Consider the following 16,864-nt stretch of genomic DNA (forward strand, 5'->3'; position numbering starts at 1 on the left):
TTCACCGCTCCCCCGCCGTGCGCGGGCCCAGATAATGCCGCAACGAGCTCGTGGCGCTCAACGGGATCAAGGCGAACGCGTAGAAGAGCAGGCCGCCGGCTACATACCGCATCAAGTGCGGCAAGGCATTGACCGATTCGCTCCTGACCAGCAACGCCACGACGCTGAAGCCGATCATCGCCACGCAAATCGTGGCGATCATGATGTAACGCGACCAGGCGTAGCGCAGCCACATCGCACCGAGCAGCACGGTCGTCCAAAGCACGCTGCCCGCCATCAAGCCTTGGGAAATGGGGTAGTTATTCAGTCGATCGACGCTGAAACGGTATAAGAAATAGTGCGCTCCGGTGAGGAGCAGGAAAACCACTCCCAGCCAGATTCTGGCGTGGAGTTTTCTCTTTCTGGCGTGAGGCATGTCCATCTTAAATCATCCGCCTTTCGTCTCCCGTGCCGGTTCGATCGGGGCCAGTTCCAGGACTCGCCCCGGCAGCCAGCCGGTCTTGCTCTTGAAGTCGATCGGCCGCGTATACTCGAGAATGAGGATCCGCCCCCGCCCGATCGAGAGCACATCCAATGGACGGGCCAGCGGCGCGAGCAACGTTTCCACTTTCGCCGTGAGGCGGCTGCCCGCGCTCTTGTCCACGCGCACCGCGAGCAGGTCAAAGCCGACATCCTCGGGCGCCGCGGGCGGGCCGAGCAGATTGCCGAAGCGCGGCACCAGGAAGCACCCGCGCAGCACCGCGGGAAAATCACCGCCGCACCAGATCGCGCCGCCCGGCGAGGAGTGCGCATCGAAGGTCGAAAGCCCCTTCGCCGAGCCACCGCCGGCGGGGCCGAGATTGATCACCGGCGGAGTGAATTCCACACCCGGTGGCGGCGGCGGCGTGTAGGCATAGGGAAATCCCGGCGTCACGGGCCAGTTGGCAAATTGAAACGGAAAGCCGTAGTGCCGGCCTTGCTGGACGAAATCCATTTCCTCCGGTGCGTTGTAATCCGGCCCATTGGCAAAGGTGAAGAGGTCGCCCGCGTCGTCCCAGGCAAAGCCATAGGCATTGCGAATCCCGCGCGCGTAAACCTCGATCTTCGGCTGTTCCGCCCGCGGATCAAAACGCCAGATACACGCCGTGATCTCCACTTCCCCGCCTTGCGAACGCTGCGGATCATTGCCCGGTTCGCCACCGTCGGTGCGCGAACCGCTGTTCACGTAGAGCATTCCATCCGGCCCGAAGGCGAGGTGGCTTACGCCGTGGTTGTAAGGGCCCACGCCGTACGGGTAATGCGTGCGAAACCAAGGCTGCATCTTCGCCGGATGCCCATCGACGGTCTCGCTCGAACGCCAAATAACGACTTCGTTCTGGTGCGGCACGGTCTGCGTGCGCTTCTGGTTGCTCACCACCCAGAGCCTCCCCTGCGCGTCGACCGTCATCCCCATCGTGACCGTGTCGCCTTCGCTCAGTTCCAGGTAGTCGCCGGCCTTGATGATTTGCACGAACGCGCCGACCGCGAGGTCGAGCACATACACACTCCCCTTCTCGGCCAGTGCGTAAACCGTCTTATGCACCGGATCCACCGCCAGCCGCGTGAGAAACTCCGGCGACTTTGCCACTTCCCGCAAGGCAAACCCCACCGGCGCCGCCGGCAGCGCACGGTAGGCCGCGGACGCCAGCAGCTTGTCGTACGTCGGAAACTTCGACTTGCTCCGGCCCGCCCCCACTTCCTCCGCGGTGAAAATCGGGCTCGTGTTGCCCCACGAATTACCGGCAAAGGTCAGCACATCCGCGACCTGCTGGTCGTCGAGGATTTGGGCGGGCATCAGGTTATCGAAGTGCTTCCCGGCCACATCCACCGGGCCGGAAAGCCCCTCGGCCAGCGCCTTCACCGCGCCTTCGCGGTTCGTGGTGAGCCACTCGCTGCGCGCCAGCGGCGGGTAGACCGGCGGAGTTCCCAGCCCGCTCGGTTGATGACACATGGCGCACTTTTCCGTGAAAGTCTTTTCCCCGCGGGCCATCTGCTCGGCCGGTGGGGCGGCATCGGCCGAAGCGAGCAGCGCGGCAAACAACAGACCGGCCAGGCGGACAGGCGCGGCGGGTGTCATTGCGAAGATCCTCATGTTCACGCCCATAGCCCCTCAGTTCTCGATACGATACAGACTCGTTTTGGTGCGCAGGATCAGCGCCTTGCCGACCACCGCAGGTGAAGCCATGCAACCATCGGCCAGGGGATTCTGCGCCAGCACCTGGAAATGATCCGCCGGCGCGATGACCGTCGTCTGGCCACGCGCGTCACAGAAATAGATGCGCCCTTCGGCGGCGAGGGGCGACGCCGCAATATCACTGCTGATCCGCTCCTTCCACAACGTCTCCCCCGTGGCCGTGTTGAGGCAGGAAGCGATGCCGCTGCTGCTCACCATGTAGAGTCGCGAGCCGATGACCACCGGGGTGGATTGATCCGGCACGGCGGTGTGCTGGCGCCATATTACATGCGAGGCCGTCGCATCGCCCTGAGCGCCCCCGACACGGATGCCCCAGATCTCCGGTTTCATGAAACCGGTGCAGACGAAAAGCATGCGGCCATCGGTGACCGGCAAGGGCACGTTCGAGAAACCGGGATAGTCCACCGACCACAATTCGCGACCGGTGTTCGGATCGTACGAATAGAGCCGCTCGGCGCCCGTGCTCAGCGTTTGCGCCTGACCATCGATCTGAAAGATCACCGGCGTCGGGTACGATTTGCGCATGTCCTCCGGTTTCGCCTGCAGCTTGGCAATGCCGGAGCGCTCCGTCTTCCAGGCGAGCTGGCCGGTCATTTTGTTCAGCGCGATCTCGAACTGCTGGTCACGCCCGTCGAAGGCGATCAGCAGCTTGTCTTGAAACAGCGCCGGCGAACCACCGGGACCGTTTTGATGATCGACTTGGTATTCGCGATTCTCCCACAGCTTGTGCCCGTCCTTGGCCGAGAGACACGCCGTGCCCATGGAACCGAAATTCACATAGACCCGGTCGCCATCGATGATCGGCGTGGGCGACGCGTAGGAGTTGCGCGCGTGTTTGGGCGGCACGACCGCATTCTTGAAAACCTCGACATCGATCAGCAATTTGCCGGTCGCCAGGTCGCAGCACAGCGCATGGAGCGAGACGCCGTCTTCCAGCGCCGTGGTCATCCAGATTTGCCCGTTCGCCACGACCGGCGAGGACCAACCCACGCCCGGCAAGGGCGTCTTCCATTTCACATGCTCGGTCTCGCTCCACGTCAGCGGCAGATCCTTCACCTCGGTATGCCCCGCCGCCAGCCCGCGAAACTGGGGCCAGCTCTCACCGGCCCGACCTGCACCGGGCAGGAACATAGCCAACGCCACGGCATAGACGGAAAATGGGGAACGCGCTCTCATCCATCTAGTCCCTGACACAAACTTTCCGGCCATCCAAGCCTTTTGCCCGATCAGCGTCTTATGATTGACGCCCATTCCCCATCCCGCTCTACTCCCGCCACCACAGGTTGCGGCTTCTGACCCCAGTTCACTATGCGTTATATCGTGTTTCTTTTGGCTCTTGGTGCGACGGCTTTTGGGCAGGTGGCCCTCCCCGCCGTGGGCAAATTCCCCTCCACCCGTGTGCAGGTGCAGATCGGAGTCCAGGAAAAGGCCAAGGGCAACGACAGCTATCACAAGACCCAGCACATTCAGCCACGCTTCACCTTCGAGGGCGCGAGCGGCATGCTGCCCATTCCCGCCGGCGAAGCGGTCATGCTCATCATTAGCTACGACACCCGGGCCAAATTTGTGGAGAACCGGGATTCCTACAAGGTGCTCAGCACCGAGACGCTTCCTGTGCCGGCGGTGCCGACTGGCGCCCGGCGGACGCTTTCTTTCGCTCCCTCCGACGTGTCTTTTGACGGGTATCGCGACAATTCCAATGTCGGAGGCGAAGCTTACAAATATTATATCTTTGCCCTCCGGGATACGGAGTCCAAGACGCTCATCGATTTCGAAACGAATTGCCTGCCGCTCGCCAATTTTTGCAAGGCGACCCCGGCCAAGCGCGACGAGATGTTAGGGCTCACCAAGGGCACGAAATTTCCGATGGCGTTCAAATAGGGCGGAGCGAACGCCGGGATGACCATCGTTGAAGCCACCCGGGCGTATGAGGCGTGGCTGGGCCAGCAGATCCCGATCATCCGGGCTGACCTCGCGGCGAAGCACGAGCGCATGGCGGAGGACGCCTTCAGTTTTTTCCGCGCTACCTTCTATCGCTGGATGCAGCTCCTCCCGGAGCTCTGCGCCGAAGCTTTCAAGGCCCCGGCGGTGTTGAGCGTCGGCGACCTGCACGTGGAGAACTACGGCACCTGGCGCGACGCCGAGGGCCGCTTGATCTGGGGCATCAACGATTTCGACGAAGCGGCGCCGCTTCCCTACACCAACGACCTGATCCGTCTCGCGACCAGCGCCTCGCTGGCCATCGAACAAGAAAACCTCATCCTCCCCCTCGCGAAGGCCTGCGCGGTGATTCTCGAAGGATACACGACCGGCCTCGAAACGGGCGGTGGCCCTTTCGTTCTCTCGGAGCAACATCGCTGGCTGCGCGACATCGCCACCAGCCGACTCCGCGATCCAACCCTCTACTGGGAGAAGCTGACGACCCTGTCGACGATCAAGCGCGTCCCGCCGAAAGTCCTGACGCTTCTCCGGAACGCCCTCCCAAACAAGGACGTCCCTTTCCGCGTGGCCCACCGGCAGGCCGGACTCGGCAGCCTCGGCCGCGAACGTTACACCGCTCTGGCCGACTGGTGTGGCGGAAAGATCGCCCGGGAAGCCAAGCCTCTCGTGCCTTCCGCTTGCGTCTGGTCAGGCTTGCGGCCCCACGACAAGCACATCTACTACGCTGATATCCTGCGCCGATCGGTCCGCGCCGCGGATCCCTTTCTCGACTTGCAGGACAGTTGGATTCTGCGCCGCCTGTCGCCGTATTGCAGCCGCATCGAACTCGCCGCCTTGCCCCGTTCTCGCGAAGAGGAAAAACTGCTCTGGGGCATGGGTCGCGAGTTGGCCAACATCCACCTCGGCCAGCGCCCGGCGGTTCCACGCATCCTCCAGGACCTGCGCCGTCGCAAATCGAAGTGGCTGCGCCAGTCGACCGAGATCATGACCACGGCAACATTGCGGGATTGGAAAGCGTGGCGAAAGCGCAGCGGAGTGACGTGAAGCGAAGTGACAGACTTGGAAACTGTCTAAAAGGAGCTCTCTCCTCGCATGTCATTCTGAGCGGAGTGTAACGCAGTCGAAGAACCCCGTCGCTCTACCAGAGATACTGCTGGTTGTTCGACGGGACCCTTCGTCCCGCAGTCGCGGGAACAGGATGAAACCGTGAAGTGAAGTGTTAATTTATTGCTCCCGGGACCTCGTTTTAGACGCGCAGTGTGAAATTTTCCGCAATGGAGCCAATGGAACCAATGGAGCCATGCACATTTTTTACCGAGTCATGCCATAATCGCGCGCATGAACTCCATCTCGATGATTCCACCCCAACGGGTGAAAAACGCCCGGATGCCCCCACCCTCCGTCATCAGCCGCGGTCCGCCACGCAAGAAGCCACCCGCCCGGTCTCGGAAACGGCCAATCCGGAGTAATCGTGCCTAATCGTGCCTCCCTTTTTTCGCATGACCGCGTTCCTAGCCGCCAAGGATACGGAATGCCAGCGCATCAAGCCAAATCAAGGTAAATCAAGCCTTCTCAAGCCTAAAAATTTTCTCAAACACGTGATCCGGCACTCAGCACCAACCCCACCACCGCCCCACCCAGCAACAGCCACATCGAATTCACGCGAAAGCGCAGGAGCAGCGCCACCGCGACGAGAGCGATCGCGATCGTCAAGCCATCGACAAGGGCACTTCTTCCCAGATGCCACGTGACCACGGCCATCAGCGCCAGCGAGGCCACATTGAGGCCATCCAGGAATGCCCCGGCGGCCGGTGAAGCGCGCAGCCGTGACAGGAGCGGGGCACTGATCGCCACGAAGACAAACGCCGGCAGGAAAATCCCCACCGTGGCCACCAGCGATCCCGGAACCCCACCGAGCAGATAGCCGATGAACGTCGCCGTCGTGAAAACCGGCCCGGGAGTCACCTGGCCGACGGCAATGGCATCGAACAACTGCGCTTCGCTCAGCCAATGCCAGCGATCCACCAAATCGGCGCGCAGGAACGCCAGCAGCACATATCCGCTGCCAAAGAGCACTGCACCGACTTTCAAAAAGAACAGAAACATCGGCCACAAACCAAACGGCACCGCCACCCCCGCGGTTCCAAGCACCGCCGGGGTCATCGGGAGCGCCAGCGTTAGATTCCGCGACGACGTCCCTTTCCATCGCCAGGCCAGCGACACCAGCGCCGCGCTGGCCAGCAAGACGAGTTCCTCCACCCCGCAGACATTTCCCACGACCACCGCGCTGCCCACCACCGCCAGCATCACCGACTTCACCGCCGATTTTCCCAGCCCCCAGAGGGCTTGCAGGATGATGGCGATAATCGCCGGCTTCATGCCGTAGAGCAGTGCGCCGACCTGCGGAAGCTGTCCGTAAGTGACATACAGCCAGCCGCAACCCATCACGAGTAACATCGCCGGCAGGATGAAACATGCCCCCGCCACCACCAACCCCGGGCCTCCCGCGCGCAACCGTCCGATATGGATGGCCAGTTCCGTCGAGTTCGGCCCCGGGATCAGATTCGTCGCGCCGACCATATCGAGAAACTCGCCATGAGTCAGCCAGCGCCGCCGCCGCACACATTCCGCTTCCATCAACGCGAGATGCGCCGCCGGTCCGCCAAAGCCGATGGTGCCCAGTTTGAGAAAAAGCCGCGCGAGTTCCCACAGGCGCCGCCCGCGCGACGCGGGATCTTGCTGAGAGGAAACTTCGCTGCTCATGGGAAATGCTCATTCCGACAGCGCCTCCCTCGAAAAGACAAGCGCCGTTACTGCCTCCCGCACCGCGGTCGCTTCTCAGTCCGAGTGCTCGTGCACCAACCCGAAGTTCGATCCGATCCCCGCTTCCGTAGCGGACTGTTCCGGCGCTTCGTCCCTTGCCGGATCGCCAGCCTGCGGACGCCGGCAATCCGTACAACGCCACGGCTCCCAGCGCGCCGCAATCACCGTGATGATCCAGCAGAATCCCCAAAAACCCACCGTGGCGATGGTCAGCGCCAGGTGAAGCTCATGACGCGGCACTCGGCGGCGCAACACACACTCCGTCCCGCAATCCCGGCACTCTCCGCGGCGATAGTGATTTCGAAACATGTCCCGAACTTTGCCCCGTTCATGTGTCGGCCGCTTGACGCTCCGGTAAACATTCCGTGAACCTTCGCCGCAACACGGCACCAACGTAAACGCCCACTGAGCCGTATCCTCACGTATTACCTGCTTTAGACCTGACAAGCATCCTCCATCCCTCATGCTGCCCTCCTTACTCCTTCAAAGATCTTTTCATGACCTCCGGCGCCCCGCCCGCTCCCTCCCCACAAGGCACCCCTATCTCCGAACGCTTCGCTCGCGCCGCGATTGCCATTGAGCGTTACATCCTCCCTTGGATCTACCTCTGGTTCATCTATCTGCAGATCCACACCATCCACACCAATTATGTGGAATATCACGGCATGGTCCGCGCCGGCTTTCCTCCCATGTCGTGGCCACTCTTTTGCGCATCGATAACGAGGAATGTGCTCCTGGCCATCCTCTTCGTTCTCACCGGAATTGCCTTGCTCCTGAACCGGCCACCCAAGCATCTGCCCACCAATCTCACGCACATCACCGTGCCGCTGGCGATGAGTTATTACGTATTCCTCTACGGCGGGGTGAATCGCCTGCCGGATTCATGGCGCGAGGATCTGATGCCGGTCGAGTGGCGCGTCCCGGCGGCAGCTGCCGCGGTCGTCATCAGCAGTATTGGCTACGTGATCAGCATCTGCGGACTTTGCAATTTGGGGCGCTCGTTCGCCATCCTCGTGGCCGTACGGCGGGTGGTTACCAAGGGGCCGTATACCTACGTCCGGCATCCGATGTATCTCGGTTACCTGATCGAGTTGCTCGGTTTGCTGCTCTCTTCCTTTTCCCCCGCCATGCTGCTGCTCGGCGCGGGCTTCGTTTACCTCATGGTGACCAGGGCGCGCCTGGAGGAGGAAAGATTGTCCGAGGCGGACCCTGCTTATCGCGATTACATGCGGCGGACCGGGTTTCTCTTTCCGCATTTCCGCTCGAAGCCCGCTATCGCGGCGTAACCTTTACGTCACTTCCAGTTCTCGACGAGTTCGACGAGGGTGCGAATGCCGAAGCCCGTCGCTCCTCTGGCCAGGTCCGAACGGTCCTTTTCCCGATGGCCGGTATAAGCGATGTCAAGATGCGCCCACGGCGTGTCCTCGGCAAAAGTCTTGAGAAACGCCGCCGCCGTGCAGGCTCCGCCGAGGCGCCCGCCGGAATTCTTGATCAGCGCGACGTCGCTCCGAATCTGCGTCTCGTACTCCTCGAAGAGCGGCATGAGCCAGATATTTTCCCCAGCAGCAGCAGCCGCATTGAGAACGCGTTGCTGCAACTTGTCTTCGCTGCTCCAAAAACCGGCCGCGTATTCGCCCAGGGCCACGCCGCAAGCGCCCGTGAGCGTCGCGAGATCCACAATGGCTGCCGCATTGAGGTCGCGCCTCGCGTAGGCGATGGCATCCGCCAGCACCACGCGCCCCTCGGCGTCGGTATTGACGATCTCGATATGCTTGCCGTCATACGTCGTGACAATGTCGCCAGGTCGATAGGCGTTGCCGCCGGGCATATTCTCCGCGCTGGCGATCACGCCGACCACGTTGCGCTTCACACCCAACGCCGCGAGCGCCGCCATGGCCCCGAGCACCGCGATGCCGCCGCACTTGTCGAAAATCATTTCTTCCATGTTGGCGGCCGGCTTGATGGAAATGCCGCCGGTATCGAACGTGATGGCCTTTCCCACCAAAGCCACCGGCGCCTGCGATTTCGGGCCGCCACGATGCTCGAGCACGATCAACCGCGGCGGGCGCACACTGCCCTGTCCCACCGCGAGCAAGCCGCCGAATTTGCGCGCCCGCAGGAACTTCTCGGCGAAGACGGTGACCTTGAGCCCGTAGCGTCGGCCCAGCTTTTCCGCCTGCTCGGCGAGGGTCTCGGGATAAAGGAGATTGCCGGGCAGATTACCCACTTCCCGGACGAGATTGGTCGCCTCCGCAACGACCTGATACCGGCGCACCGTGCGCTTGGCCGCCGCGACATCCGCCGCCAGCACATGCACGGAAAGACTGGCCAGACCCGCTGTCTTCTTCGACTTGAAGCGCTCGAATCGATAGTCAGCGAGCAGAGCTCCTTCGACAGCGGAGCCGGCGAACTGCGGCCATTCGTCCAGTCGCAAGGCAACATGATGCTCGCCGATCTTCTTGAGAAAGGCCGTGGCGGCGCCCGCGGCGGAACGAAAGACTGCGGAGTCGAGCTTCGCGCGCACGCCCAGGCCCACGTGCAGCACGCGCTCATGACGGGCGTAGAAAAGCGCGTTCGCCTTGCCCGAAAATTCGGTTTCAGTGACCGCCGGCTTGATCTTGCCCAGTGCGTCCTTGGGGACGAAGCGGACGGTAATGGCGCGCCTGGCTGGAGCTTCGGGACCGACGGAGATTTTCACGGGGCTAGAGTTGGACGACTTGCGCGGTGTGAATGTCGCCCTCGGCGGTCAGGTCCTTGATGAGCGCCTCGCCGGGCACGGAATCGAGATTGAGCACCGTGAGCGCTTCGCCACCGGCTTCATCGCGACTCAGCGACATGCCAGCGATGTTCACCTTGTGCTTGCCGAGCAGCGTGCCGACGTGGCCGACGATGCCGGGGCGGTCGCGATTCTCGAGCAGGAAGATGACTCCTTCGGGCTTCGCTTCCACGTGACGGCCATTGATCTTCACGATGCGCGGCGTGACGCCAAAGAACGTGCCAGCCACGCTGACCCAGCCATTTTCGCCGGTCGCGGTGAGCTCGATGAGTTCCGCAAAGTCGCCCTGGCTGCTTTCGCGCGACTCGGTGACCTTGAGGCCGAGGTTCTCGGCGAAGGCCGGGCAATTGACGACATTGACCTCGGCGCCGCCGGCCGCACGGAGAAAGGCCGCCAGGATCGAGCGGGTGATGGGCGTGGTGTCCGCATCATTGATCTTGCCCGAATAATTGATGTTCAGGCTGTTGACGCGTTTCGCCGCGATCTGCGAGAGGAAATAGCCGAGCTTCTCGCCGAGCGCGATGTGCGGGCCGATGATCGCCAGCGTCTTGGCGTCGATGTTCGGCATGTTCACGGCATTGCGGATTTCGCCGCTGAGCAGCGCCGCACGGATCTGTTCCGCCACTTCGATACCGACACCTTCCTGCGCTTCCGCCGTGGAGGCGCCGAGGTGCGGCGTGAGAATAAGATTGGGCAAACCGCGCAGCGGTGAATCCGCTGGCAGCGGCTCGGTTTCGAAGACATCGAGTGCGGCGGCCGCGACCTGCTTCGACTTCAAGGCATCGACCAGCGCCGCCTCGTCGATGAGACCGCCACGCGCGCAATTGACGATGCGCACGCCTTTCTTCGTCTTCGACAGGCGCTCGGCGTTGATCATGTATTTCGTCTCCGCCGTGAGTGGCATGTGGAGCGTGATGAAATCGGCCTGCGGAATGATCTGGTCGAGGCTCTCGACGAGTTCCACCTGGAGCGAGCGGGCGCGGCTCACCGAGAGATAGGGATCGTAGGCCAGCACGCGCATGCCGAAGGCGATGGCGCGCCGGGCGATCTCGGTACCGATGCGGCCCATGCCCAGAATCGCGAGCGTCTTGTTGTAGAGTTCGACGCCAACGAAGGTCTTGCGGTCCCATTTGCCGCTCTTCACACTGGCATCGGCCTGCGGGATATTGCGCGCGGTGGAGACCATGAGCGAAAACGCGTGCTCCGCCGTGGAGATGGTGTTTCCACCGGGCGTGTTCATTACGATGATGCCCCGCTTGCTCGCGGCTTCGACATCCACATTGTCCACCCCGACGCCGGCGCGGCCGATGACTTTCAGGTTGTGCGCAGCTTCGATGACCTTGGCATTCGCCTTGGTTTCACTGCGCACCACGAGGGCGTTGAATTCGCCGATGATGGCGAGGAGTTCATCGGGCTTGAGGCCGATTTTGACGGTGACATCGAGCGAACCGCCATTGGCGAGTTCATCAATGCCCCGTTGGGCGATGGGATCGGCGACGAGTACTTTGGGCTTGGACATGGATTGGAAAAAAGAGCGGCAATTCTCGGCACCGCACCGGAAAGCGCAAATGAATATTCCCGTTAACGGAAAACGGATCGAGGAACGAAAGAGCGCTGACGCCCGATTATTTGATGATTTCGCGGACGTAGATCGTCACCACACCGTCCGCTCCGCGACGGATATCACTGATCAAATAGGGCCGCGCCGCATCGCGCACGAACCGGTCCTTCTCCTGCGGGGGCACCGCCCCGGCGGGATATTCGACGACGATACGCGGCGATTGGTCGTCGGGGCGCGTCGCATCACGCAAGACCGCCCGGCTGGTGCCGGAGGCCGTCACGCGGAATTCGCCTCGTAGATAGAGCCGCTCGCCGACGTCGCCGCGATCGGCGAGCGTGCCCACTTCCTCGAGCGAGACGCCACGCGCGGGCGGTGCCTGTCCCGGCGGATAGGTGCGCCAGGTCGCGCCTGTGCTGTTCATGTTGGGATCGCGCTGGGCGGCGATGAAAGGTTGCAGCGGCACACCGTCGGGCGACGTCCGCGGCAACGGCGTCGCGCTCGCGGGCAGCGGCGTAATTCCTGGAGATTCCTGCACGGTCGGCCTCGGGGTCGGGGTGGCAATCATCGTCACCAGCAGGCGCGGTGTCGGCGTGGGGGCACGGAGGGGTGTGGGTTGGGCCGACGCCACGTACTTCGGCGTGGGCTGGCCAGCGATGGGAACGGGTGTCGCCACGTTGGGTTGCGGGAGGGGCCCCGTCTCGGGGGTCGTCTTGCCTGGCTCCACGACATCGACCCGCACGATTTCCGGCTTGGTCTGGGCATTGGGATCCGCCGGATTGGTCTCCCCGGGAGTGAGCGGATGATCGCGGCGATAGTTGGCGAATTTCTGCAAGCCTTCCTTAAGGAACTGCCCTTTCATCACCGGCAGACCCGGCACCATGTTCAAGCTCAGCGGCGGCTCGAGGCTGAACGTGCCCGAGCCCTGCTTGAGCGCATACGTGCCATAGAGCAGCGGCACCACCGTGAATTGCATGCGCCCGTCGGGGATTCTTTCGACATGGATCACGGCCGAGAGGTCGTTCGTGCGCTCCAGCTTCATATCCATACCGGTCTGCAACAGCGTCCGGAGGATCGGCACATTGCGCGGGGGCGTCGTGTAAACGTGCTCGATGACCACCTGCGGATACTCCGCCGCTTGCGCCAGCGCCACCATGCCCGAGGGGAACATGTCCGAGGGCTTCAACTCGGTAGAGTCCAGGATCACGTAGCGCCCGGTCACATACGTCACGAGCTTCTTGGTCTCGCGGTAGTTGCGGATGTAATTGCGCAGCAGTTCCGCATTTTCGTTTTCCAGCTCGAGCCGCGAGAACTTCCCGTAGCGCTCGAAGAGCTTCGACGCCGTGAGAAATTCCCCCGGCGGCGCCGCCGTGACCTCAAACCGCAGCGGCGCGTCCAGCTTCTTCAGCTTCAAGAGAATCTCATAGGCCTTGGGCTTTTCCGGATGGCCGAAGATCCAGAAGCTGCCCATCCAGCAGGCAAACGCCGCCCCGATCAGGAGCAGGATGAAAATCGTCCAAAGGAAGAGGTTGTCGTGGCCTTTCGGCTCGGCTTCAGCTTCGTCGTATCCGTAAAAATCGTCGGCCATGGGAAAGCGGAGGAAGCGCCGGGCGCCTCAGAAAGTCAATTGTGAGTGCTGGCTTCGGCTTCGGCGGGCTCGAAGGAGGTGCCGCAACCGCAACTGCGTGCGGCGTTCGGATTCTGGATGCGGAAGCCCGCCCCGGCGAGGTCGTCGCTATAGTCGATCGTCGATCCATCGAGAAAATGCCTACTCTGTTCGGCCACGATCACCTTCACTCCGTCGCGCTCCACCACCTCGTCGCCGACCTGCGCATGATCGAAGCCCATGCCATACTGCAAGCCCGCGCAGCCGCCGTTCTCGACGTAAATGCGCAGACCCTTGGTTTGGTCATCCTGCTCGCGCAACATAACCTGAAGCTGCCGGATTGCCGGTTCAGTGACTAGAATCATCGGAAGGGACGTTAACAGTGGATTGTGAAGGAGGAAAGTGACAAGTGACAGGCTCTGGCGTTCACTTTCGGCTTCTTAATCCCCTCCCTTCCCTACAGCCCTCCCGTGTCCCGCATCGCTCTTCTCTCTGAACAAGTCGCCAGCCAGGTGGCGGCGGGCGAGGTCGTGGAGCGCCCGGCCAGCGTGGTCAAGGAGCTGGTCGAGAACTCCATCGATGCCGGTGCCCGCAAGATCGAAGTGCTCATCCGCCGCGGGGGCATCTCCTCCATCCGGGTGGTCGACGACGGCTCCGGGATGGATCGCGACGACGCCCTGCTCTGCCTCGAGCGCCACGCCACCAGCAAGATTCGCACAGGCGAAGATCTCGCCTCCATCCACACCCTCGGTTTCCGCGGCGAAGCCCTGCCCAGCATCGCCAGCGTCTCCCGCTTTCGGCTCGCGACGCGCGAAGCGGGCGCGCTCGCCGGCACGGAGGTCATCGTCAATGGCGGCAAGATCGAGAGCGTGAAGGATTCCGGCGACGCTCCCGGCACGCAGATCGAAGTGCGCTCGCTCTTCTACAATCTCCCCGCGCGCCGCAAGTTCCTGCGCACGGAGAACACCGAGTCGAGCCACGTCGAGCACCAGCTTCACCTGCAGGCGATCGGTCATCCGGAGATCGGCTTCGTCTTCGTGAATGACGAGCGCGTGGTCTACCAACTGCCGCCCACCAACCATCTCCGCGAGCGCATCCGCGACCTCTGCGGTGCGGCGCTGGCCGCCGAATTGCTCGAGGTGCCCGAGTTCACCGCCGACCATATTTGCATCCGCGGCTTCCTCGGCAAAGCGGGCGTGAGCCGCAGTTCGCGGGCGCAACAGCTCGTCTTCCTCAATGGCCGCGCCGTGGAAAACAGCACGCTCAACTTCGCCCTGCGCGAGGGCTACCACACCGCGTTGATGAAAGGGCAGCACCCCGTCACCTTCCTCTTCATCGACATGGACCCCGCGGCGGTGGACGTGAACGTGCACCCGGCGAAGCGCGAAGTCCGTTTCCGCAACTCTGCCGAAGTCCGCGATGCCATCGTCGAGGCGACCCGCCGCACGCTCGAGACCGACCGCGCCGAGTGGAGCGCCACCTTCCGCCCAACGCCACCTGCCGAGATATTCGCCTCCCCCGCTCCACCCATTCCCGAGACGCCCGCGCTCATTCCCATCCACGAGCAAGTCGCCCTCCGCCACGACTGGAGCACCTTCCCCGCACCACCACCGAAGACCGAACCGCAGCCCGCGCCGCAAGCACCAGAGCCCGCACTCGAATCCACTCCCTCCCCCGCCAACGACTTCAAGATCCTCGGCGTCCTCGGCAAGCTCTACGTCCTGATGGAAAACGCCAGCGGGCTCGTGCTCGTCGACCAGCACGCCGCCCACGAGCGCATCCTCTTCGAGGAGATGCTCAAGCGCATGGAGTCGCAAGGCGTGCCCACGCAGCGCCTGCTCCTGCCACTCACCTTGCAAGTGAGCCCGCGCGATGGCGACTGGATCACCCGCCACCTCGAAGTCCTCAACCAAGCCGGCATCGGCCTCGAGCCCTTCGGCGCGGGCACCTTCAAGATCGACAGCCTGCCCACCTTCCTGCGCGGCAGCGAACCCGCCCAGCTACTGCGCGAGATCATCGATGACCTGCGCGAGACCAGCGCGCAGACCAGCAAGCTGCGCCTCGGCGAAGACATGATCGCCAAGACCGTCTGCCGTCACGCCGTCAAGGCCAACGACTTCCTCCGCGAGCCCGAACTCGTCCGCCTCATCCAGGACCTCCTCGCCTGCGACCTCCCCTACTGCTGCCCGCACGGACGCCCCACGATGATCCAGATGAGCTACAGCGAGCTGGAGAAAAAGTTCGGCCGCAAGGTGTGAAAAAACAATGGCAATAAATTGCGACTAATCGGTCAAATTCGACAATGGAGCCCACCCAGCCAATGGAGACGATAGAGCCCATGGAGCCAATGGAAGCATCTTGATTTCTGGTTTCTGGTTTGCCCCCACAGCACCACAGGCGTCTGGCCAAGCCTCGGCTCTAGTTTCTAGTTTTACCGCCGCGGGAGCCTGGTGTCGCCGATGGTATGAACACCCCGACCTCCCCTTGTATCCGCCCGCACCTTTTGCGAGATTCCCGCACCCCATGACCCATTCGGACCAGCGTTTCTTTGCGACCTATGCGCGCGAAGACCGCGCCCTCGCCCAGCCCCTCCTCGCCCTGCTCCGCTCGGCGAACCCGGACGCCTTCCTGGATCTCAACCGCGTCGATCCCGGCAATCGCTGGCCCGAACGCCTCGCCGCCGCCCTCGCCCAGGCCACCACGTTCGTCATCTTCTGGAGCCGGCACGCCCTCCGCTCCGAATCGTTGACCGGCGAATGGCAATCCGCGATCGCCGCGGAAAAAGAGATCGTCACCGTGCTGCTCGATGCCACCCCCGTGCCCGAGCCGCTGCAAGCGCACCCCAATGTGACGCTGCAGGACCTCATGGCCATGAAGGCGCACCGCGGAGCACAGACCACCGCCTGGGTCTGCGGCGCCGCCTTGCTCGCCGCCGCCGTCGCCATTCCGCTCGTAAACCTGCAGCCCAGTCTGTGGCACCCGCAAACGCCCGCCTCCCAGCCCCCCGTCGCCGATCTCACCCCGCGCGATGCCCCGTCCACTTCACCCGCCGCCACCCCATCCCCCGCAGAGACCGATCGCGACACCCGCGTCCGCGAGCTCTTGAGCAAAGGCCGCCAATTGCGCGAAGGCGGCGATGCCCCCACCGCGATGACCCAATTCCAGGAAGCCGCCACGCTCGACGATCACAACCCCGTCCCCTTCGTCGAACTGGCCGTCACTTCCGAAAACGCCGGACTCCCCAAGCAGGCGCTCGAGCATTGGCAGAAAGTCTATGACCTGGGAACGGGCGCCGGCCTGTATTTTTCGTTGGCGGAAGCCAAGCTCAAGGCCGCCCATACCCTCACCCGCCCCGGCGATGACACCAAGGGCGCGGAGAATTCGCCCGATCTCACCGCGCCCGTCGAGGGCATCGCCAGCGGCTCCCTGCTCGGCCTCCTGCCCATCACCCGCGAAGACCAGCTCGACGGCAAATCCGCCGCGCACTTCCTCCTGCACATCCCCGTCAAGGCGCGGCTCAAGGCCCGCATCGACGTCCATGAACTCATCATGCACGTCCTCTTCTACGAACTCGTGGATGGCAAACGCATCGAGGAAACCACGGCCAACATCAAGTCGCACTGGCTCAATCCCCCCGCCAACTGGAACGGCTCCGACACCGAGCAACTCGAGATCGAATACCAGCTCCCCAAGCCGCCCACCACCGCCGAAGAAATCGTCGACCGCAAATACTACGGCTACATCGTCCGCCTCTACTACCAGAAGCTGCTGCAAGCCTCCGTCGCCGAACCCACCGGCCTGGCCAAGCTCCATCCCGCGCCCCCGACCGTCAACGACGAGCCGCTGAAGCCCCCCGCTCCGCCCTCCACCCCGGCCCCCCTACCCCAAGGCGCGTTTCACCACCAAGGCTCCTCGGTGACGCTCGCCGCCCCCACCGCCGCCGATACC

At 63.1% G+C, this 16,864-nt stretch carries 14 protein-coding genes; 5 read left to right on the forward strand and 9 right to left on the reverse strand.

The features are described from left to right. Position 1: 1 nt before the first annotated feature. Genes ABJF10_RS05170 through ABJF10_RS05180 form a run of 3 tightly spaced genes read right to left on the reverse strand, consistent with a single transcriptional unit; the run spans position 2 to position 3,388 of the window. Positions 2 to 415, reverse strand: a complete 414-nt coding sequence (locus ABJF10_RS05170) for a hypothetical protein (protein WP_348543459.1) — start codon at positions 413 to 415, stop codon at positions 2 to 4. 12 nt (positions 416 to 427) lie between these two features. After that, positions 428 to 2,110, reverse strand: a complete 1,683-nt coding sequence (locus ABJF10_RS05175) for a PQQ-dependent sugar dehydrogenase (protein ID WP_348543460.1) — start codon at positions 2,108 to 2,110, stop codon at positions 428 to 430. 18 nt (positions 2,111 to 2,128) lie between these two features. Then, positions 2,129 to 3,388 carry a PQQ-binding-like beta-propeller repeat protein gene (locus ABJF10_RS05180; protein ID WP_348543461.1) on the reverse strand — a complete coding sequence of 420 codons (1,260 nt, stop codon included), beginning with the start codon at positions 3,386 to 3,388 and terminating at the stop codon, positions 2,129 to 2,131. 132 nt (positions 3,389 to 3,520) lie between these two features. On the opposite strand from ABJF10_RS05180, the gene ABJF10_RS05185 reads away from it, so the two are divergent. Together ABJF10_RS05185 and ABJF10_RS05190 are read left to right on the forward strand one after the other, a co-directional pair. Further along, entirely contained in the window at positions 3,521 to 4,093 is a 573-nt protein-coding gene (locus ABJF10_RS05185) for a hypothetical protein (RefSeq protein WP_348543462.1), read from the forward strand. An 18-nt stretch (positions 4,094 to 4,111) separates the two neighbouring features. Further along, the gene (locus ABJF10_RS05190; RefSeq protein WP_348543463.1) at positions 4,112 to 5,197 is read left to right on the forward strand and encodes a DUF2252 family protein; all 1,086 of its coding nucleotides are present in this window, start codon (positions 4,112 to 4,114) and stop codon (positions 5,195 to 5,197) included. A gap of 546 nt (positions 5,198 to 5,743) precedes the next feature. Here the strand turns inward: ABJF10_RS05190 and chrA are convergent. Then, entirely contained in the window at positions 5,744 to 6,916 is a 1,173-nt protein-coding gene (gene chrA / locus ABJF10_RS05195) for a chromate efflux transporter (RefSeq protein ID WP_348543464.1), read from the reverse strand. Between the two features lie 75 nt (positions 6,917 to 6,991). Then, the gene (locus tag ABJF10_RS05200) at positions 6,992 to 7,285 is read right to left on the reverse strand and encodes a hypothetical protein (RefSeq protein WP_348543465.1); all 294 of its coding nucleotides are present in this window, start codon (positions 7,283 to 7,285) and stop codon (positions 6,992 to 6,994) included. 188 nt (positions 7,286 to 7,473) lie between these two features. Here ABJF10_RS05200 and ABJF10_RS05205 point away from each other — a divergent pair, with 188 nt between their 5' ends. Next, the gene (locus ABJF10_RS05205; RefSeq protein WP_348543466.1) at positions 7,474 to 8,262 is read left to right on the forward strand and encodes a methyltransferase; all 789 of its coding nucleotides are present in this window, start codon (positions 7,474 to 7,476) and stop codon (positions 8,260 to 8,262) included. Between the two features lie 8 nt (positions 8,263 to 8,270). Here ABJF10_RS05205 and ABJF10_RS05210 read toward each other — a convergent pair whose 3' ends face one another. From ABJF10_RS05210 to ABJF10_RS05225, 4 genes are all read right to left on the reverse strand, one after another. Further along, entirely contained in the window at positions 8,271 to 9,674 is a 1,404-nt protein-coding gene (locus tag ABJF10_RS05210) for a leucyl aminopeptidase (protein WP_348543467.1), read from the reverse strand. A gap of 4 nt (positions 9,675 to 9,678) precedes the next feature. Beyond that, the gene (gene serA / locus ABJF10_RS05215) at positions 9,679 to 11,271 is read right to left on the reverse strand and encodes a phosphoglycerate dehydrogenase (protein WP_348543468.1); all 1,593 of its coding nucleotides are present in this window, start codon (positions 11,269 to 11,271) and stop codon (positions 9,679 to 9,681) included. A 106-nt stretch (positions 11,272 to 11,377) separates the two neighbouring features. Then, complete coding sequence (locus tag ABJF10_RS05220) at positions 11,378 to 12,898, reverse strand: hypothetical protein (RefSeq protein ID WP_348543469.1); 1,521 nt, start codon at positions 12,896 to 12,898, stop codon at positions 11,378 to 11,380. Between the two features lie 35 nt (positions 12,899 to 12,933). Next, entirely contained in the window at positions 12,934 to 13,281 is a 348-nt protein-coding gene (locus ABJF10_RS05225; RefSeq protein ID WP_348543470.1) for an iron-sulfur cluster assembly accessory protein, read from the reverse strand. A 105-nt stretch (positions 13,282 to 13,386) separates the two neighbouring features. Here ABJF10_RS05225 and mutL point away from each other — a divergent pair, with 105 nt between their 5' ends. Further along, positions 13,387 to 15,174, forward strand: a complete 1,788-nt coding sequence (gene mutL, locus ABJF10_RS05230; protein WP_348543471.1) for a DNA mismatch repair endonuclease MutL — start codon at positions 13,387 to 13,389, stop codon at positions 15,172 to 15,174. Positions 15,175 to 15,439: 265 nt separating this feature from the next. After that, a partial coding sequence (locus tag ABJF10_RS05235; protein ID WP_348543472.1) for a toll/interleukin-1 receptor domain-containing protein occupies positions 15,440 to 16,864 on the forward strand: 1,425 nt, incomplete at its 3' end.

Origin of the sequence: Chthoniobacter sp. (assembly GCF_040003245.1) — a bacterium.
Classification (GTDB): Bacteria; Verrucomicrobiota; Verrucomicrobiia; order Chthoniobacterales; family Chthoniobacteraceae; genus Chthoniobacter.